The following is a 19105-nucleotide window of genomic DNA, read 5'->3' as shown; positions in this document are numbered from 1 at the left end:
TAGAATACGCCGCCTTGAAGTTCAATGTCGTGAGTATTCCATGTCAGATAACAGCCAGAAAAAAGTAATCGTCGGCATGTCCGGCGGTGTCGATTCCTCCGTTTCCGCCTACCTGTTGCAGCAACAGGGCTATAAGGTGGAGGGCCTGTTCATGAAGAACTGGGAGGAAGACGATGGCGAGGAATACTGCACTGCCGCTGCGGATCTCGCCGATGCGCAGGCCGTGTGCGATAAGCTCGGCATCGAACTGCACACCGTTAACTTTGCCGCAGAATACTGGGACAACGTTTTTGAACTCTTCCTCGAAGAGTACAAAGCGGGCCGCACGCCAAACCCGGATATCCTGTGCAACAAAGAGATCAAATTTAAAGCCTTCCTGGAATTCGCTGCGGAAGACCTGGGCGCAGACTACATTGCGACTGGCCACTACGTGCGTCGCGCGGATGTGAATGGCAAAAGCCAGCTGCTGCGCGGCCTGGACGGCAATAAAGATCAGAGCTACTTCCTCTATACGCTGAGCCACGAACAGATTGCCCAAAGTCTGTTCCCGGTCGGCGAGCTGGAAAAGCCGGAAGTGCGTAAGATTGCTGAAGATCTGGATCTGATCACCGCGAAGAAAAAAGACTCCACCGGTATTTGTTTTATCGGCGAGCGTAAATTCCGCGAGTTCCTGGGGCGCTACCTGCCTGCACAGCCGGGCAAAATCGTCACCGTTGACGGTGATGAGATTGGTCAGCACCAGGGACTGATGTACCACACTCTCGGCCAGCGTAAAGGTCTGGGTATCGGCGGCACCAAAGAGGGCAGCGAAGATCCGTGGTATGTGGTCGACAAAGACGTCGAAAACAATATTCTGGTTGTGGCTCAGGGTCACGACCACCCGCGCCTGATGTCCGTTGGACTGATCGCGCAACAGCTGCACTGGGTCGATCGCGAGCCGCTGGAAGGCACGCTGCGCTGCACAGTGAAAACGCGCTATCGCCAGACGGACATCCCTTGCACCGTAACCGCACTGGATGACGATCGCATTGACGTGCGTTTCGACGAGCCGGTTTCCGCCGTTACCCCTGGCCAGTCTGCTGTTTTCTACAGCGGCGAAATTTGCCTCGGCGGTGGGATCATTGAACAGCGCCTGCCGCTGCCTGCTGTTTAAACCGTTTGCACACATAAAGGAGACCGTGTGGCGAAGAACTATTACGACATCACCCTGGCGCTGGCGGGAATTTGCCAGTCAGCCCGTCTGGTGCAACAGCTGGCGCATCAGGGTCATTGCGACGCTGACGCCCTGCACGTTTCACTTAACAGCGTTATCGACCTCAACCCAGGCTCCACGCTGGGCGTCTTTGGCGGCAGTGAAACCAATCTTCGTCTCGGTCTTGAAACTCTGCTCGGCGTGCTCAACGCCAGCAACCGTCAGGGGTTGAATGCGGAACTGACCCGCTACACCTTAAGCCTGATGGTGCTGGAACGTAAGCTGAACGCGGCAAAAGGCGCAATGAATACCCTGGGCGATCGCATCGCCGGGCTACAGCGCCAGCTCGACCACTTTGACCTCCAGTCTGAGACCCTGCTGAGCGCGATGGCCGGTATCTATGTTGACGTGATTAGCCCGCTCGGCCCGCGTATTCAGGTCACCGGTTCGCCTGCCGTATTGCAAAGCCCACAGGTACAGGCGAAGGTACGCGCTTCGCTGCTGGCAGGCATCCGTGCCGCCGTGCTGTGGCAACAGGTCGGCGGTGGCCGCCTACAGTTAATGTTTTCTCGTCATCGCCTGACGACTCAGGCAAAACAAATTCTTGCTCATTGTTAACCTCCCGGAGTTGCGAATTATGGAATTATCCTCACTGACCGCCGTATCCCCTGTCGATGGACGCTACGGCGATAAAGTCAGCGCGCTGCGCGGGATCTTCAGCGAATATGGCCTGCTGAAGTTCCGTGTTCAGGTTGAAGTACGCTGGCTGCAAAAGCTGGCCGCCCAGACAGCAATCAAGGAAGTTCCTGCTTTTGACGCAAAGGCAAACGATTACCTTGATAAAATCGTTGCTGAGTTCAGCGAAGAAGATGCCGCGCGCATTAAAACCATCGAACGCACCACCAACCACGACGTGAAAGCAGTTGAATACTTCCTGAAAGAGAAAGTGGCATGCGTCCCTGCCCTGCACGCGGTATCTGAATTTATTCACTTCGCCTGTACGTCTGAGGATATTAACAACCTGTCTCACGCGCTGATGCTCTCTACCGCGCGAAAAGAGGTGGTACTCCCTTACTGGCGTAAAATCATTGATGCGGTGAAAGCGCTGTCCGTGGAATACCGCGACATTCCGCTGCTGTCCCGTACTCACGGCCAGCCAGCAACCCCATCCACCATGGGTAAAGAGATGGCGAACGTGGCGTACCGCATGGAACGCCAGTATCGTCAGCTGGAGCAGGTTGAGATCCTCGGCAAAATCAACGGCGCGGTGGGTAACTACAACGCCCACATCGCCGCGTACCCGGAAGTGGACTGGCACCAGTTCAGCGAAGATTTTGTGACCTCTCTGGGGATCCAGTGGAACCCGTACACCACCCAGATTGAGCCGCACGACTACATCGCCGAGCTGTTTGACTGCATTGCGCGCTTCAATACCATCCTGATCGACTTCGATCGTGACGTATGGGGTTACATCGCCCTGAACCACTTCAAGCAGAAAACCATCGCCGGGGAAATCGGTTCGTCCACCATGCCGCACAAAGTGAACCCAATCGACTTCGAAAACTCCGAAGGTAACCTGGGTCTGGCGAATGCCGTGTTGCAGCATATGGCGAGCAAGCTGCCGGTATCCCGCTGGCAGCGCGACCTGACTGACTCCACGGTGCTGCGTAACCTGGGCGTAGGTATTGGCTACGCGCTGATCGCCTACCAGTCCACCCTGAAAGGTGTGAGCAAACTGGAAGTTAACCGCGACCGTCTGCTGGACGAGCTGGATCACAACTGGGAAGTGCTGGCGGAGCCGATTCAGACCGTGATGCGTCGTTACGGCATCGAAAAACCGTACGAGAAACTCAAAGAGCTGACCCGCGGTAAACGCGTTGATGCTGAAGGTATGAAACAGTTTATCGACGGTCTGGCGCTGCCAGAAGAAGAAAAAGCGCGCCTGAAAGAGATGACCCCGGCAAACTATATTGGCCGTGCCATCACTATGGTTGACGAGCTGAAGTAATCGCCTTCCCCCTTTCCACCCGGAAAGGGGGCTGTTTTTCATCATCGAGTTGATGTTTTCACGTCACATTACCTGTTTTGCCGGGATTAAAGCCTGCCGTCAGGATGGTTGTTAATTTTCGTCGTGGAATAACTTTCCGGAATATATCGTTTTAAGCCGAACGGGCACAGTTTGAACTGGCACGGGGTTTCAGCCGTGCACGGACGATCCATCTCTTGCCGGTTGCCTGGACACGCGTTTTTCTGTTTGAACCCCATCCAGCCTATGGATGTAAAGGGCATTGCCTGCGCTATCCATACTCTACGGCGTCGATCGTTAATCAGGATCCCCTGGTTTGAGGTGGTGATGATTTCACCTGTACGAACGTAATAATCTCCCTTTAACCACAGGATATAATTCAGGCCATACTGTGTTTCAACTTTGCAAAAGATAGTTCCGCTTTCCGGGCTCGCAATAGTCTCAACAACCTTCCATTCCATAAAACCCTCTTTACTCGCTATATTGCTGTTTTGTCGTGTAAAAATGCTGCTTTTCTGGCACATCTTATGCAAATCTAATTTCGCACCATAAAATAATCGTAGACAAAGGCAGACATAGTGAGAACATCCTTACAAAAAAAAGGGCAATCTTTACAAAACTGGCGTGACCCTTCTGTCAAAAAAGCGACTCGCCTTCAACATTTCATAAACGGATGGCTGTTTTATCCGGATTGCAGAAGCTTGCGAAAACAAGTCCGTTTATATTACCCGCGCCTGGCGTCATGCCCCCTGTGTTCTGGAGCATGCAAAAAAATCATTTAATTTCATCGCGCTGGTGTCAACCTGAATAATCAGCGTTAAACTATTCATACCATTTATAAAGGGAGAAATGATGATGCGCGTACTGGTTGTTGAGGATAACGCATTGCTACGTCATCACCTGAAAGTTCAACTTCAGGAGATGGGTCATCAGGTGGACGATGCTGAAGACGCAAAAGAGGCCGATTATTATCTCAATGAACACCTGCCGGACATCGCCATTGTCGATTTAGGGCTACCGGATGAAGACGGATTGTCCCTTATCCGCCGCTGGCGTAGCCATGACGTTTCCCTGCCGGTGCTGGTGCTAACTGCCCGTGAAGGCTGGCAGGACAAGGTTGAAGTCCTGAGCGCTGGCGCGGATGACTACGTGACTAAACCCTTCCATATTGAAGAAGTCGCCGCGCGTATGCAGGCGCTTCTGCGCCGCAACAGCGGGCTGGCGTCGCAGGTGATCTCTCTGCCGCCATTCCAGGTGGATCTCTCCCGCCGCGAATTTTCTATTAATGATGAAGTGATCAAGCTGACCGCATTCGAATACACCATCATGGAAACGCTGATCCGTAACAACGGTAAAGTGGTGAGCAAAGATTCTCTGATGCTTCAGCTCTATCCGGATGCCGAACTGCGCGAAAGCCACACCATTGACGTGCTGATGGGCCGCCTGCGTAAAAAAATTCAGGCGCAGTACCCGCATGACGTGATCACCACCGTGCGTGGTCAGGGTTACCTGTTTGAATTACGCTAAATGAAAGGGATTTTGCGTCACATTTTACCCCTTTCGCTGCGGGTTCGCTTTTTGCTGGCAACCGCCGCCGTCGTGCTGGTGCTGTCGCTCTCTTACGGGATGGTGGCGCTGGTCGGGTATAGCGTGAGCTTCGATAAAACCACCTTCCGCCTGCTTCGCGGCGAAAGTAACCTGTTTTATACCCTGGCGAAGTGGGAGAACAACCGAATCACCGTCGAGATGCCGGAAAACCTGAATCAGCAGAGCCCGACGCTGGCGCTGATCTACGATGAAAAAGGGAAATTGCTGTGGGCCCAGCGCGATGTCCCGTGGCTGAAAAAGCGCATCCGTCCGGAATGGCTGAAAACCAACGGTTTTCATGAAATAGAAGCCGATCTCAACTCCACCAGCAGCCTGCTGCGTGACGATCGCGCCTTACAGATCAAGCTTAATGAGATCCGTGCCGAAGATGACGACACGGAGATGACCCACTCTGTGGCCATCAACCTTTATCCCGCCACCCTGAACATGCCGCAGTTAACCATTGTGGTGATCGATACCATCCCGGTTGAGCTGAAACGCTCATATATGGTATGGAACTGGTTTGTGTATGTTCTGGCTGCCAACCTGCTGCTGGTGATCCCTCTCCTGTGGGTTGCTGCATGGTGGAGCCTCCGCCCGATTGAATCCCTTGCCAAAGAGGTGCGCGAGCTGGAAGAACATCACCGCGAGAAGCTGAACCCGGAAACTACGCGCGAACTGACCAGCCTGGTGCGCAACCTCAACCGCCTGCTGAAAAGCGAACGTGAACGCTACGACAAGTATCGCACGACGCTCACCGACCTTACGCACAGCCTGAAAACCCCGCTGGCGGTGATGCAGAGTACCCTGCGTTCCATGCGCAGTTCGAAAATGAGCGTGGATGATGCAGAGCCGGTGATGCTGGAACAAATCAGCCGTATTTCACAGCAGATCGGCTATTACCTGCACCGCGCGAGCATGCGCTCCGGAAGCGCCCTGTTGAGCCGTGAACTGCACCCGGTAGCCCCGCTGCTGGATAACCTCACCTCGGCGCTGAACAAGGTGTACCAGCGTAAAGGGGTCAACATCAGTCTGGATATCTCACCGGAAATTAGCTTTGTTGGCGAGAAGAATGACTTTATGGAAGTGATGGGAAACCTGCTCGATAACGCCTGCAAATATTGTCTGGAGTTTGTCGAGGTCTCCGCGCGGGTAACGGATAACGAACTGCATATTATCGTTGAGGATGATGGTCCTGGCATTCCCCGTAATAAACGCGAAGTAGTGTTCGATCGCGGCCAGCGCGCCGATACGCTGCGGCCAGGCCAGGGCGTCGGATTATCCGTCGCCAGGGAAATAGTCGATCAGTACGAGGGCAAGATTGAAACCGGTGAAAGTTTGCTGGGCGGAGCCCGGATGGAAGTCATTTTTGGCCGCCAGCATCCCTTATCGAACGATAGTTGACCCGGAATGTGAAAAATACGCGGATCTCGCAGCCAGGGAGCGGGGCTTCCGTTATAATCCGACTCAGTAAGAGCCTGCGGAATACATAAATATGGATTATCAATTAACGCTTAACTGGCCCGACTTTATTGAACGTTACTGGCAAAAACGCCCGGTCGTTCTTAAACGCGGGATCAGCAATTTTATCGACCCTATTTCTCCTGACGAACTCGCTGGTCTGGCGATGGAAAACGAGGTAGACAGCCGTCTGGTAAGCCACCAGGACGGGAAATGGCAGGTCAGCCACGGTCCCTTTGAAAGCTACGATCACCTGGGCGAAAACAACTGGTCTTTACTGGTGCAGGCGGTCAACAACTGGCACGAACCTACCGCAGCCTTAATGCGTCCCTTCCGCGCCCTGCCAGACTGGCGAATGGACGATCTGATGATCTCCTTCTCCGTTCCCGGTGGCGGCGTGGGTCCGCATCTGGATCAGTACGACGTGTTTATCATTCAGGGTACCGGTCGCCGTCGCTGGCGCGTGGGCGAAAAAGTGCCAATGAAACAGCACTGCCCGCACCCGGATCTGCTCCAGGTTGATCCGTTTGAAGGGATCATTGATGAAGAGCTGGAGCCAGGTGACATTCTTTATATCCCACCGGGCTTCCCGCATGAAGGTTATTCCCTGGAAAACTCGCTGAACTATTCGGTTGGTTTCCGCGCGCCAAGCGGGCGCGAGATGATCAGCGGATTTGCTGACTATGTTTTACAGCGTGAGCTGGGCAGTTACCGTTACAGCGATCCGGACGTTCCGGCGCGTGAGCATCCGGCGGATATTCTGCCAGAGGAGCTGGATAAGCTGCGCGGGATGATGCTGGATCTGATCAACGAACCGGAGCACTTCAGACAGTGGTTTGGCGAGTTTATCAGCCAGTCGCGTCACGAACTGGACGTCGCACCGCCAGAGCCGCCTTATCAGGCAGATGAAATTTATGATGCGCTCCAGCAGGGCGATAAGCTGGTTCGTCTGGGCGGATTACGTGTACTGCGCATTGGCGAAGAGGTATTCGTCAACGGCGAGCGCCTGGACTCTCCGCATCGCCCGGCGCTGGAAGCGATTGCCAGCCATATGGTGCTGACTGCGGATACCTTTGGCGACGCGCTGGACGATCCCTCCTTCCTCGCCATGCTGGCCGCGCTGGTTAACAGCGGGTACTGGTTTTTTGAGGACTGAACCATGATGTTTGCCGGGTGGCAGCTACGCCTTACCCGGCCTACAAAAGCCGTTCCTGTAGGCCCGGTAAGCGAAGCGCCACCGGGCTTTTTTTACCGCTTCGCGGTTAACTCCGCTATCCGCACAATCACCTGCACCGCTTTCTCCATCCCTTCCAGCGTCACGAACTCATGCTTGCCGTGGTAGTTATATCCACCGGTAAACAGGTTCGGGCACGGCAGGCCCATAAACGACAGCTGTGAACCATCGGTTCCACCACGGATCGGTTTCATCACCGGCTCGATGTCACAATCGCGCATCGCCTGCTGGGCGATATCAAGAATGTGCGGATGTTCCATCACCTTCTCGCGCATATTGTAATAGCTGTCTTCGATGATGAGCTCAATATAGCAATCCGGATGTAGCCCCTTGCCGACTTTTTTCGCGATCTCCATCATCTTACGCTTGCGCGCTTCAAAGGCTTTGCGGTCGAAATCGCGGACAATATAGTGCATCTGCGCGCTGTCCACGGTCCCCTTGATGCTGGTCAGATGATAAAAACCCTCATACCCTTCCGTCATCTCCGGGCTCTCTTCGGCGGGCACTTCCGCATGAATACGCGCAGCCAGCGACAATGCATTCACCATCACTCCTTTCGCAGAGCCCGGGTGCACGTTATTCCCGACGATTTTGATCGTTACCGATGCCGCGTTGAAGTTTTCATACTCAAGTTCACCCACGCCGCCACCGTCAACGGTGTAGGCCCATTGCGCGTTAAACGCCTCAACGTCAAAGTGTTTCGCGCCTTTTCCAACCTCTTCATCCGGCGTGAAGGCCACGCGGATATCGCCATGCGGGATATTTTTGCCCTTCAGCACCGCCAGCGCCGTCATGATCTCGGCGATGCCCGCTTTGTCATCGGCCCCCAGCAAGGTTTTGCCGTCGGTGGTGATTAACGTCTGCCCCAGCAGCTGATGCAGTACCGGGAACATCACTGGCGACAGCACTTCGTCGCCAATGCCCAGTGCTATATCACCGCCGCGGTAGTTTTCAACAATCTGCGGATTAACGTGTTTACCGCTAAAATCAGGTGAGGTATCGACATGAGAAATAAAGCCAATTGCCGGGATATTGCCGTCAATATTCGCCGGCAGCGTTCCCATCACGGTCCCTTTTTCGCTGAGCGTGACGTCAACCAACCCCATAGCCTCCAGCTGCTCTTTCAGCAGATTTAGCAGCTTCCACTGGCCTTCGGTGCTTGGCACCTGTCGGACCCCCGGCTTAGATTGGGTATCCAGCGAAACGTAATGTAAGAAACGCTCAAGTAGTTTATCCATGCAGTCACCCTCACTTTTTGTGACAACATTATCATTAAGCAGCAAAACGCAAATATTGCGTCAGGTCACTTTTATCCCGCAAACGAGAACTTTTTACGTTTATATCGTTCTGCGTTAATAAATGTAGCTTATGAATAAGTGAGAAGGATTGGCGATTCAATGGGTTTGCCGTAGAATGTCCGCCCTCATTACGAGTCACCAAGGTGGTTATACACAAACCCCGCTTCAGTCTGCTGCCTGAGGCGTCTATATGGGACAGCGCGAAAATTGAATACACAACCCCGTTCCCTTTCACCGCTGGTGCAACTGGAACGAATTCGTAAAAGTTTCGATGGCAAAGATGTCATTTCCGACCTTAATCTGACCATCAATGACGGTGAGTTTCTCACGCTGCTCGGCCCCTCCGGCTGCGGCAAAACCACCGTCCTGCGCCTTATCGCCGGGCTGGAAAGCGTCGATAACGGCCATATCCATCTTGAGAACCAGGACATTACCCAGGTTCCTGCCGAAGATCGCCACGTCAATACCGTCTTTCAGAGCTATGCCCTGTTCCCGCACATGACCGTGTTTGAGAACGTGGCGTTTGGCCTGCGGATGCAAAAAACACCGGCCAGCGAGATCCCGCCTCGGGTTACCGAAGCCCTGCGCATGGTGCAGCTGGAGGCATTCGCCCAGCGCAAGCCTCATCAACTTTCCGGTGGTCAGCAGCAGCGTGTGGCCATTGCCCGCGCCGTGGTCAACAAACCTCGCCTGCTCCTGCTGGATGAATCCCTTTCCGCGCTGGACTACAAGCTGCGCAAGCAGATGCAGAACGAGCTGAAAGCACTTCAGCGTAAGCTCGGCATTACGTTCGTGTTTGTCACGCACGATCAGGAAGAAGCCCTGACCATGTCAGACCGTATCGTGGTGATGCGCGACGGCAAGATTGAGCAGGATGGCACCCCGCGTGAAATTTACGAAGAGCCGAAAAACCTGTTCGTCGCCAGCTTCATTGGTGAAATCAATATTTTCAACGCCACGGTGATTGAGCGTCTGGACGAGCAGCGCGTGCGCGCGAACGTGGAAGGCCGCGAATGCAACATCACGGTGAACTTTGCCGTGGAAAAGGGGCAAAGGCTCAACGTCCTGCTGCGTCCGGAAGATCTCCGCGTTGATGAGATCCACGACACGGCTGACGTCGAAGGTCTGATCGGTTACGTTCGCGAACGTAACTACAAAGGGATGACCCTCGAATCCGTGGTCGAACTGGAAAACGGTAAAATGGTGATGGTCAGCGAATTCTTTAACGAGGACGATCCGGACTTCGACCACTCGCTGGATCAGAAAATGGTCATCAACTGGGTAGAAAGCTGGGAGGTTGTACTGGCTGATGAAGAACACAAGTAAGTTCCAGAATGTGGTGATTGCCACGATCGTCGGTTGGCTTGTGTTGTTTGTCTTTCTTCCCAACCTGATGATCATCGTGACCAGCTTCCTGACCCGCGACGACGCGAACTTCGTGGCGATGGTCTTTACGCTGGACAACTACGCGCGCCTGCTCGATCCGCTCTATTTTGACGTGCTGCTGCACTCGCTCAATATGGCGCTGATTGCCACCCTCGCCTGCCTGGTACTGGGGTATCCGTTCGCCTGGTTCCTGGCCCGCCTGCCGCAAAAAGTGCGGCCGCTGCTGCTGTTTTTACTGATTGTGCCGTTCTGGACCAACTCGTTAATCCGCATCTACGGGCTGAAAATCTTCCTCAGCACCAAAGGTTATCTGAACGAGTTTCTGCTGTGGCTGGGGGTGATCGAGACGCCGATCCGCATCATGTTCACCCCGGGCGCGGTGATTGTCGGCCTGGTCTATATCCTGCTGCCGTTTATGGTGATGCCGCTCTACTCCAGCATTGAAAAGCTCGATAAACCGCTGCTGGAAGCAGCGAAAGACCTGGGCGCCAGTAAGTTACAAACCTTTGTCCGCATCATTATTCCGCTGACCATGCCGGGTATTATCGCCGGCTGTCTGCTGGTAATGCTGCCTGCGATGGGGCTGTTCTACGTCTCGGACCTGATGGGCGGGGCGAAAAACCTGCTGATCGGTAACGTGATTAAGAGCCAGTTCCTTAACATTCGCGACTGGCCGTTCGGCTCGGCCACCAGCATAACGCTGACGGTGGTGATGGGGCTGATGCTGCTGGTTTACTGGCGTGCCTCACGCCTGCTGAATAAGAAGGTGGAGCTGGAATGATCGGTCGACTGCTTCGCGGTGGTTTTATGACCGCCATTTATGCGTATCTTTATATTCCGATAATCATTTTGATCGTGAACTCCTTTAACAGCTCGCGCTTCGGGATCAACTGGCAAGGGTTTACCACCAAATGGTATGGCCTGCTGATGAACAATGACAGCCTGCTACAGGCCGCTCAGCACTCGCTGACGATGGCGGTATTCTCTGCCACCTTCGCGACGCTGATTGGCTCGTTGACCGCCGTGGCGCTGTACCGCTACCGTTTTCGCGGTAAGCCGTTCGTCAGTGGCATGCTGTTTGTGGTGATGATGTCCCCGGATATCGTGATGGCCATTTCACTGCTGGTGCTGTTTATGCTGCTGGGCGTCCAGCTCGGTTTCTGGTCGCTGCTGTTCTCGCATATCACCTTCTGTCTGCCGTTTGTGGTGGTAACCGTCTACGCGCGTCTGAAAGGGTTCGACGTACGCATGCTGGAAGCGGCGAAAGATCTGGGTGCCAGCGAGATGACCATTCTGCGCAAAATCATTCTGCCGCTGGCGATGCCCGCCGTGGCAGCAGGATGGCTGCTCAGCTTTACCCTGTCGATGGACGACGTGGTCGTGTCCTCCTTCGTCACCGGGCCGAGCTATGAAATTCTGCCGTTGAAGATCTACTCAATGGTTAAAGTCGGTGTTTCACCCGAAGTGAACGCGCTGGCGACTATTCTGTTGGTGTTATCGCTGGTTCTGGTGATTGCCAGCCAGGTTATTGCTCGTGATAAAACAAAATCTCAGGGGACACAGAAATGAAAAAAATGCTTGCCGCTGCGGCACTGGTGCTCGGAATGGGCGCTGCGCATGCTGATGACAGCAAAACGCTCTATTTCTACAACTGGACCGAGTATGTGCCGCCGGGCCTGCTGGAGCAGTTCACCAAAGAGACAGGCATCAAGGTGATCTATTCGACCTACGAGTCGAATGAAACCATGTACGCCAAGCTCAAAACCTATAAAGATGGCGCGTATGACCTGGTGGTGCCGTCGACCTATTTCGTCGACAAGATGCGCAAAGAAGGCATGATCCAGAAGATCGACAAAACGAAGCTAACCAATTTTTCTAACCTCGATCCTGAGATGCTAAACAAGCCGTTCGACCCGAACAACGACTACTCCATTCCGTACATCTGGGGCGCGACGGCAATTGGCATCAACAGCGATGCCATTGATCCCAAAACGGTTTCATCCTGGGCTGACCTGTGGAAGCCGGAATACAAAAGCAGCCTGCTGTTAACCGACGATGCGCGCGAAGTGTTCCAGGTGGCGCTGCGTAAACTCGGCTATTCCGGCAACACCACCGATCCGAAAGAAATCGAAGCAGCGTATAACGAACTGAAAAAGCTGATGCCAAACGTGGCGGCGTTCAACTCGGATAACCCGGCTAACCCGTATATGGAAGGTGAAGTGAATCTGGGGATGGTCTGGAACGGCTCTGCGTTTGTGGCGCGTCAGGCCGGGACGCCGCTTGAGGTGGTCTGGCCGAAAGAGGGCGGCATCTTCTGGATGGACAGCCTCGCGATCCCGGCGAATGCGAAAAACGTCGAGGGTGCCCTGAAGCTGATCAACTTCCTGCTGCGCCCGGATGTGGCAAAAGAGGTGGCGGAAACTATCGGCTACCCGACGCCAAACCTGGCCGCACGGAAGCTTTTAAGCCCTGAAGTGGCAAATGATAAATCGCTTTATCCGGACGCTGAAACCATCAGCAAAGGGGAATGGCAGAACGACGTCGGTGACGCGAGCCGCCTGTATGAAGAATATTATCAGAAGCTAAAAGCAGGCCGTTAATGCATAACGGGCGACGCAATGTCGCCCGTTACTCTTATAGCCCCTTCAGGAGTTTATCCACAAAGGCTGGCACCACCTCGCTCGCCAGACCGTAATGTTTCTCTTCAAACTCACTCCCGACCTGGCTTGGCTCCAGATTAAGCTCCACCGTATGGGCACCTTGAAGTCGCGCTTCGTGAACAAATCCCGCCGCCGGATAGACATGTCCCGAAGTACCAATGGCGATAAAGACGTCCGCCATGGCCAGGGCGCTGTAGATCTCATCCATTCCCAGCGGCATTTCGCCAAACCAGACCACATGCGGACGCAGACGCGAAGGGAACTGACAGCAGTGGCAGCGGTCTTCGTCCAGCACGTCCTCTTTCCACTCCAGCACCTGACCACTCCAGGCGCACCGCACCTTGAGCAGTTCGCCGTGCATGTGAATGATGTTGTGGTTTCCGGCCCTTTCGTGAAGATTGTCGATGTTCTGCGTGACCAGCAGAAAACGATCCCCCAGCGCCTCCTCCAGCTTTGCCAGCGCCAGGTGCGCCGCATTCGGCGCAATCTCCGGCTGCTGAAGCTGGCGACGGCGGGCGTTGTAGAACGCCTGCACCAGCGCCGGGTCGCGGGCGAAACCTTCCGGCGTCGCCACATCTTCAACTCGGTGTTCTTCCCACAGTCCATCCGCTGCGCGGAAAGTCTGAATACCGGATTCGGCGGAGATCCCCGCCCCGGTCAACACCACCACTCTGGGTTTATCCATCGCTTCTGGCATCATCCTGTCTCTGAAAAAGATCCGCTGACGCAGTCGTTCACGTAAGCGGCGTTTATTTTTGCGAAAACGGCTGAGTCGACCCTGGCGACGCGACAGCATAATAACCTCGTAAACTAATCGGTGAGATGAAGGAATGCGGCTCCGCGCATGCCTCCTGCGTCCCCGTGTCGCGCACGCTCAATGCGCGGCACGCGGGCGACCGGCAATAAATGTCGGGTCAGACGCCCGGACAACTGTTCCGTAATCGCAGTGAAATTTGACAGCCCTCCCCCGATCACCAGCAGATCCGGATCGACGATAGTCAGGATATTCCCCAGACACACCGCCAGCAGATCCAGATAGCGCTCGACGTGCTCACGCGCCTGCGCATCCCCCTGCTCCCACAGGGTAATGATTTGAGGGGCCTCAAGTTTCTGATGATAGAAGTGTTCGTAAAGCCATGCAAACCCGCGGCCTGATAGGTAGTTCTCAATACAGCCGTGCTGCCCACAGCCGCAGCGGGTCAGCGGGAAATCACGTCCGACGACCTCCAGAGCATCCACCGGCAGGCGGATATGGCCAAATTCGCCGGTAATATAGCTGCGCCCGGTAATGGGCTTACCGTTAATGACAATCCCGCCACCGACGCCCGTTCCGAGGATCAGCCCCATCACCAGCGGGAAGCGACGGAATTCATCATCCCAGGCTTCAGAGAGCGCGAAGCAGTTGGCATCGTTATCTAAGCGCACGTCGCGTTCAAGGAGCGCGGAGAGATCGGCCCGCAGCGGTTTGCCGCTGGCGGCAGGCACGTTGGCCGCGTACAGCGTGCCATCGTCGGTTTCGGGCATACCCGGAATACCAATGCCAACGCTGCCTTTGACGCCAAAGCGTTCATCCGCTTGCGCCACCAGTGCGGCAATGGCGGTTAAAAATTCATCGTAGCTTTCGCGCGGCGTGGGGACGCGGGTTTCCCATTGTAGCTTAAGATCTTTATCGAACACGCCGAGCGCAATCTTGGTGCCGCCAATATCAAATCCGTAATACATGATGCATTCCTCTGTTTGATTCAGCGGCCAAAAGACCGCTAAACCATGACGAAATTACTGGCCACTTAATACCCTCGCCGGATCAATTCGGCTAGCGCGACGCGCCGGATACCAGCTTGCCAGCAGACTCAGTAAAAGTGCTGTAACCAGCACATAAATAACGTCCAGCCAGTGCAGTTCAGACGGCAGGAAGTCAATAAAATAGATATCGCCTGACAGGAACTGATGGCCAATAAGCGCTTCAATCCCGTTGATAATCGGCGTCAGCTGAAGGGAAACCACCACGCCGATCGCCACGCCGCAGAGGCTGCCAAACAGCCCCGCCAGTAAACCGTACCAGACGAAGATGGCGCGAATAAGACCGTCTTTCGCCCCTAAGGTACGCAGCACGGCGATGTCGCCGCTCTTATCCTTAACGGCCATCACCAGCGTCGAGACGATATTAAAACACGCCACACCAATCACCAGCACCATCGCCAGATACATAATCGCGCGGATCATCTGGATATCACGATACATATACCCGTAAGTGCCGATCCAGCTTTTGATGTAGACATAGTTATTCGTCACGCTGCCAGCGTCACGCACCAGTTTATTGGCGTTGAAGACGTCCTTAACCTTAATGGCAATGCCCGTCACGCTGTCGCTCATATCCAGATACTGGCGTGCATCTTCCAGCGGCACCATCGCGAAGCTGTGATCGAGCTGGCCGCTCAGCTGCAAAATACCGGTGACGTGCAGACGTACGCGCTTAGGCTGCTGCAATTTGTGATCAGCGCTGGCGTTCGGGATCATGATCGAGACCCAGTCGCCCTGCTTCACCTTCAGCGCATCGGCAACGCCTTTGCCCATGATGATCTGCTGCTCGCCAGCCTTAAAGTTTGCCCATGCGCCATTTTGCACATAGCGCGGCAGCGCGCTCAGACGCTCTTCCTGACGAGGATTTACCCCTTTCACCTGAATGGCGCGCAGGTTTACCCCGCTCTCTACCAGCCCGGTAAAGTTAATGTAAGGTGCAGCCGCCGCAATACCGGGCACCTTTTCCACTTTGTTCATGGCATCCTGCCAGTTGGACCACGGCTGGTTAACCGGCTCGATTTCACCGTGAGGGACAACGGCCAGAATGCGGTTATTCAGTTCACGCTCAAAGCCATTCATGGCGCTTAAGCCCACAATCAGCACCGCCACGCCCAGGGCGATACCGATGGTGGAGATCACGGAGATAAGGGAAACCATCCCGCTCCGGCGACGACCGCGGCTAAAGCGTAACCCGATGAGTAACGATAACGGTGAAGCCATTACTCCGCTCCCATCAGCGTCAGTTCAGCATTCAGACGACCGTCGCGCATTTCCAGCTGACGCCCCATCCGCTTAGCCAGTTGTAAATCGTGGGTGACCACCAGAAACGCGGTTCCCTGCGCGGCGTTCAGTTCGCCGAGAAGCTGGAAAATGCTGTCTGCGTTACGCGCATCGAGGTTACCTGTCGGTTCATCCGCCAGCACCAGGCGCGGGTTGTTGACCAGCGCACGGGCGATGGCCACACGCTGACGCTCACCGCCGGAAAGCTCAGACGGACGGTGATTCCCGCGATGACCCAGCCCTACCGCTTTTAGCATGTCGCTGGCGCGGGCATTAATTTCCGCGGGTTTCTTTTTACCAATCAGCAGCGGCATTGCGACGTTTTCCAGCGCCGTAAAGTCCGGCAGCAGATGGTGGAACTGATAGATAAAGCCCAGCTCGCGGTTACGCAGCTCGGCTTTCGCCGTAGACGACATTTTACTCAGCGGCTGCCCGGAGAAGATCACATCGCCTTCGGTTGGCGTGTCCAGCCCGCCAAGCAGGTGCAGCAACGTACTTTTACCGGAGCCAGAGCTGCCGACAATCGCCATCATCTCGCCTTCGCCCACGCTAAAACTCACATTGTGCAACACGTCGGTCTGCACAGTGCCTTCCTGATAGCGTTTGGACAGGTTGTCGCACTGCAACAGGATCTTATTCATAACGTAAAGCCTCAGCGGGTTGAGTGGCGGCAGCCCGCCAGGAAGGATAAAGCGTAGAAAGCAGCGCAATGGCCATCGCGGCCAGCGCAATACCGACCACCTGGAGCGGCTCGATAGCCACCGGCAGCGCCGCGCCATCAAGCAGCGCGCCGATAATCGGCATGAGATTGTTGAGCTGGCTGGCGAGCAGCGCCCCCAGCGCCGCGCCGAGCAGCGCGCCGATGATGCCGGCGCTGGCGCCCTGGACCATAAATACCGCCATGATCTGGCGCGGAGTCAGCCCCTGGGTTTGCAGAATGGCGACTTCGCCTTGCTTCTCCATCACCATCAGCCCGAGCGAGGTGATGATATTAAACGCGGCAACGGCCACGATCAGGCTCAGCAGCAGCCCCATCATGTTTTTCTCCATGCGCACGGCCTGGAACAGTTCGCCTTTCCGGTCGCGCCAGTCCTGCCATTTCGTCCCTTCCGGTAGCGTCTGCTGGCTGAGGGTATCCACCTTCAGCGGCGCATCAAGCCACAGACGCCAGCCGGTAATATTTCCCGCGGGGTAGCGCATCAGACGCGAGGCGTCCTGAATGTTCACCAGCATCTGGTAACCATCAACTTCGCTGTTCGCCGCAAACGTGCCAATCACGTTGAACAGGCGCTGGCTTGGCAGACGCCCCATCGGCGTAAACTGACTGGCTGACGGCACCATCACGCGCAGCTGATCGCCACGGTTGACCCCGAGCTGCCCGGCAAGCTGCTCGCCGAGGATGACGTTGTATTTACCCGCTTCCAGGTCGGTTTGTTTCACATTGACCAGGAACGGCGTCAGCGGATCTTTTTGCGCGGGATCGATACCCAGCATCACCCCGACCGCCACGCTACGGGCGCTTTGCAGCACCACATCGCCCGTCGTGAGCGGCGCAACGCGCGTGACACCCTGTAACTTCACCGCGCTTTCCGGCAGCTGTTGCGGATTAACGGAACCCTGAGTGGAAGAGAGAACGGCCTGCGGCATGAGCCCCAGGATATTGTTTTGCAGCTCGCGCTCGAAGCCGTTCATGACGGAAAGCACCGTCACCAGTGCCATCACGCCAAGCGTAATGCCAATAGTCGAAAGCCAGGAGACAAAGCGACCGAAGCGGTCCGCGGCGCGCCCACGCATGTAACGTAAGCCTATAAAGAGTGCGACAGGTTGATACATGAAATCCGTCTGTTTGCTGATAGCAGACCCACGAGTATATAAGCGAATCCGTTAAGCGTAAATGACTGAAACCGTAAGATTCGGTAATCATTTTTCCGAAAAATTCAGATAAATCATCATGCTACTGACTGAACTTCCGCCAGACAGCCTCCACCTTTTCCGAAAATCGTCCTGATACAGACTGTTACCCATTACATCAGGGCTTCATTTTACAACAATCGGCGTTTCGTTTATGGCAACAAGGTCGTCACGCACCATGAAACAAAAAGCATTATGGATTAACCAGATAAAAGGCCTGTGCATCTGCCTGGTGGTAATTTACCACTCGGTGATCACCTTTTATCCTCACCTTGACGGGCTACAGCATCCGTTATCGGGCCTGCTCGCCAAATGCTGGGTCTACTTTAATCTTTACCTTGCCCCGTTCCGTATGCCGGTGTTTTTCTTTATCTCCGGCTATTTGATCCGTCGTTATATCGACGAGGTGAACTGGCGCACCAGTCTCGACAAGCGGATCTGGAGCATCGTCTGGGTTTTGGCCCTGTGGGGCGTCCTGCAATGGCAGGCGCTGACCCATCTGAATGCCTGGCTCGCCCCCGAGCGAGAACTGGCGACAGCATCCAATGCGGCCTACGCCGATTCCGTTTCAGAGTTTGTACTGGGAATGCTCACGGCCAGCACCAGCCTGTGGTATTTGTACGCGTTAGTGGTCTACTTTACGCTCTGTAAGCTGCTGAGCCGCTGGAAACTGCCGATGCTGGGGATTCTGGCGCTGGCAAGCATCGCCATCAACTTCCTGCCGTTACCGTGGTGGGGAATGAACAGCGTGGTTCGCAACATGATCTACTACAGCCTCGGCGCATGGTACGGCGCGCAGTTGATGGCGTGGATGAAAGGGATGAATTTGCGCCGCAGCTGGCTGGTACTTATCGCCTCTGGCGCGGTGTCGGTAGTACTGTGGTTCGCTAATGTTCCTCTGCCGCTCTCACTGCTGTCGATCGTGGTCATCATGAAGCTCTTTTACAGCTTCGAGCAGCGTTATGCCGTTCATCCCAATAATCTGCTGAACGTCATCGGTTCAAACACCATCGCGATTTATACCACCCACCGCATTTTAATTGAGGCGTTTAGCCTGCTCCTGATTCGCGAAATGAATGCGGCGTACTGGCCGATCTGGGCGGAGTTAACGCTGATTCTGGTCTATCCGTTTATCAGCCTGCTCGTCTGCACGCTGGTTGGGCTGGGGGCACGTAAGCTCTCAACCGCCCTCTTTGGCGACCTTTTCTTCTCCCCTCCCGCGCGGCTTTCTCCACAGACTGCTACCCGTTAATCTCCTCGGCCCCCATC

General features: G+C 55.0%; 18 protein-coding genes. 11 read left to right on the top strand and 7 right to left on the bottom strand.

Translation table 11 applies throughout. The features are described 5' to 3' along the window. Positions 1 to 40 precede the first annotated feature (40 nt). The 3 genes from mnmA to purB are packed head-to-tail and all read left to right on the top strand — an operon-like array spanning position 41 to position 3200. Positions 41 to 1153 carry a tRNA 2-thiouridine(34) synthase MnmA gene (mnmA, locus tag BFV63_RS08400; RefSeq protein ID WP_032628201.1) on the top strand — a complete coding sequence of 371 codons (1113 nt, stop codon included), beginning with the start codon at positions 41 to 43 and terminating at the stop codon, positions 1151 to 1153. 27 nt (positions 1154 to 1180) lie between these two features. After that, on the top strand, positions 1181 to 1810 hold the full coding sequence (gene hflD / locus BFV63_RS08395; protein WP_006809213.1) for a high frequency lysogenization protein HflD: 630 nt from the start codon (positions 1181 to 1183) through the stop codon (positions 1808 to 1810). Between the two features lie 19 nt (positions 1811 to 1829). Then, on the top strand, positions 1830 to 3200 hold the full coding sequence (gene purB / locus BFV63_RS08390) for an adenylosuccinate lyase (protein WP_048240970.1): 1371 nt from the start codon (positions 1830 to 1832) through the stop codon (positions 3198 to 3200). A gap of 86 nt (positions 3201 to 3286) precedes the next feature. Here the strand turns inward: purB and BFV63_RS08385 are convergent, their stop codons facing one another. Further along, a complete protein-coding gene (locus BFV63_RS08385) occupies positions 3287 to 3679 on the bottom strand; it encodes a hypothetical protein (protein WP_022650801.1) in 393 nt (130 codons plus the stop codon). Between the two features lie 394 nt (positions 3680 to 4073). Here BFV63_RS08385 and phoP point away from each other — a divergent pair, with 394 nt between their 5' ends. The 3 genes from phoP (at position 4074) to BFV63_RS08370 (ending at position 7422) form a co-directional block, all read left to right on the top strand. After that, positions 4074 to 4745: a two-component system response regulator PhoP gene (phoP, locus tag BFV63_RS08380; RefSeq protein ID WP_026094318.1), complete on the top strand. Its 672-nt coding sequence runs from the start codon at positions 4074 to 4076 to the stop codon at positions 4743 to 4745. Then, positions 4746 to 6209, top strand: coding sequence for a two-component system sensor histidine kinase PhoQ (phoQ, locus tag BFV63_RS08375; RefSeq protein ID WP_048240971.1), 1464 nt, complete (start codon positions 4746 to 4748; stop codon positions 6207 to 6209). 91 nt (positions 6210 to 6300) lie between these two features. Continuing rightward, a complete protein-coding gene (locus BFV63_RS08370; protein ID WP_003857909.1) occupies positions 6301 to 7422 on the top strand; it encodes a ribosomal protein uL16 3-hydroxylase in 1122 nt (373 codons plus the stop codon). 92 nt (positions 7423 to 7514) lie between these two features. Here BFV63_RS08370 and pepT read toward each other — a convergent pair whose 3' ends face one another. Then, positions 7515 to 8738, bottom strand: coding sequence for a peptidase T (gene pepT, locus BFV63_RS08365; protein WP_032658046.1), 1224 nt, complete (start codon positions 8736 to 8738; stop codon positions 7515 to 7517). A gap of 237 nt (positions 8739 to 8975) precedes the next feature. Here pepT and potA point away from each other — a divergent pair, with 237 nt between their 5' ends. The 4 genes from potA to potD are packed head-to-tail and all read left to right on the top strand — an operon-like array spanning position 8976 to position 12784. Next, positions 8976 to 10124 carry a spermidine/putrescine ABC transporter ATP-binding protein PotA gene (gene potA / locus BFV63_RS08355; RefSeq protein ID WP_166714835.1) on the top strand — a complete coding sequence of 383 codons (1149 nt, stop codon included), beginning with the start codon at positions 8976 to 8978 and terminating at the stop codon, positions 10122 to 10124. Then, a complete protein-coding gene (gene potB / locus BFV63_RS08350) occupies positions 10108 to 10965 on the top strand; it encodes a spermidine/putrescine ABC transporter permease PotB (protein WP_017693625.1) in 858 nt (285 codons plus the stop codon). The genes potA and potB overlap by 17 nt, the downstream gene beginning before the upstream one ends. Then, positions 10962 to 11753 (top strand): spermidine/putrescine ABC transporter permease PotC, encoded by a 792-nt coding sequence (gene potC / locus BFV63_RS08345; RefSeq protein ID WP_015570805.1) that lies wholly within the window; start codon positions 10962 to 10964, stop codon positions 11751 to 11753. The genes potB and potC overlap by 4 nt, the downstream gene beginning before the upstream one ends. After that, positions 11750 to 12784 carry a spermidine/putrescine ABC transporter substrate-binding protein PotD gene (gene potD, locus BFV63_RS08340; RefSeq protein ID WP_022650796.1) on the top strand — a complete coding sequence of 345 codons (1035 nt, stop codon included), beginning with the start codon at positions 11750 to 11752 and terminating at the stop codon, positions 12782 to 12784. The genes potC and potD overlap by 4 nt, the downstream gene beginning before the upstream one ends. A 34-nt stretch (positions 12785 to 12818) precedes the next feature. Here the strand turns inward: potD and cobB are convergent, their stop codons facing one another. Genes cobB through lolC form a run of 5 tightly spaced genes read right to left on the bottom strand, consistent with a single transcriptional unit; the run spans position 12819 to position 17758 of the window. Then, positions 12819 to 13640 (bottom strand): Sir2 family NAD+-dependent deacetylase, encoded by an 822-nt coding sequence (cobB, locus tag BFV63_RS08335; protein ID WP_022647760.1) that lies wholly within the window; start codon positions 13638 to 13640, stop codon positions 12819 to 12821. Between the two features lie 14 nt (positions 13641 to 13654). Continuing rightward, a complete protein-coding gene (nagK, locus tag BFV63_RS08330) occupies positions 13655 to 14566 on the bottom strand; it encodes an N-acetylglucosamine kinase (protein WP_022650795.1) in 912 nt (303 codons plus the stop codon). Positions 14567 to 14620: 54 nt separating this feature from the next. Continuing rightward, positions 14621 to 15865 (bottom strand): lipoprotein-releasing ABC transporter permease subunit LolE, encoded by a 1245-nt coding sequence (lolE, locus tag BFV63_RS08325; RefSeq protein WP_048240976.1) that lies wholly within the window; start codon positions 15863 to 15865, stop codon positions 14621 to 14623. Beyond that, the gene (gene lolD, locus BFV63_RS08320; protein ID WP_015570809.1) at positions 15865 to 16566 is read right to left on the bottom strand and encodes a lipoprotein-releasing ABC transporter ATP-binding protein LolD; all 702 of its coding nucleotides are present in this window, start codon (positions 16564 to 16566) and stop codon (positions 15865 to 15867) included. The genes lolE and lolD overlap by 1 nt, the downstream gene beginning before the upstream one ends. Continuing rightward, positions 16559 to 17758 (bottom strand): lipoprotein-releasing ABC transporter permease subunit LolC, encoded by a 1200-nt coding sequence (lolC, locus tag BFV63_RS08315; protein WP_017384712.1) that lies wholly within the window; start codon positions 17756 to 17758, stop codon positions 16559 to 16561. The genes lolD and lolC overlap by 8 nt, the downstream gene beginning before the upstream one ends. 256 nt (positions 17759 to 18014) lie before the next feature. Here lolC and BFV63_RS08310 point away from each other — a divergent pair, with 256 nt between their 5' ends. Continuing rightward, positions 18015 to 19088, top strand: coding sequence for an acyltransferase family protein (locus BFV63_RS08310; protein ID WP_048240978.1), 1074 nt, complete (start codon positions 18015 to 18017; stop codon positions 19086 to 19088). The last annotated feature ends 17 nt before the right edge of the window (positions 19089 to 19105 follow it).

Source organism: Enterobacter hormaechei subsp. xiangfangensis (genome assembly GCF_001729785.1).
GTDB lineage: Bacteria > Pseudomonadota > Gammaproteobacteria > Enterobacterales > Enterobacteriaceae > Enterobacter > Enterobacter hormaechei_C.
Note: the sequence above shows the minus strand (reverse complement) of the source record. Positions and strands in the feature narration are given on the sequence as shown.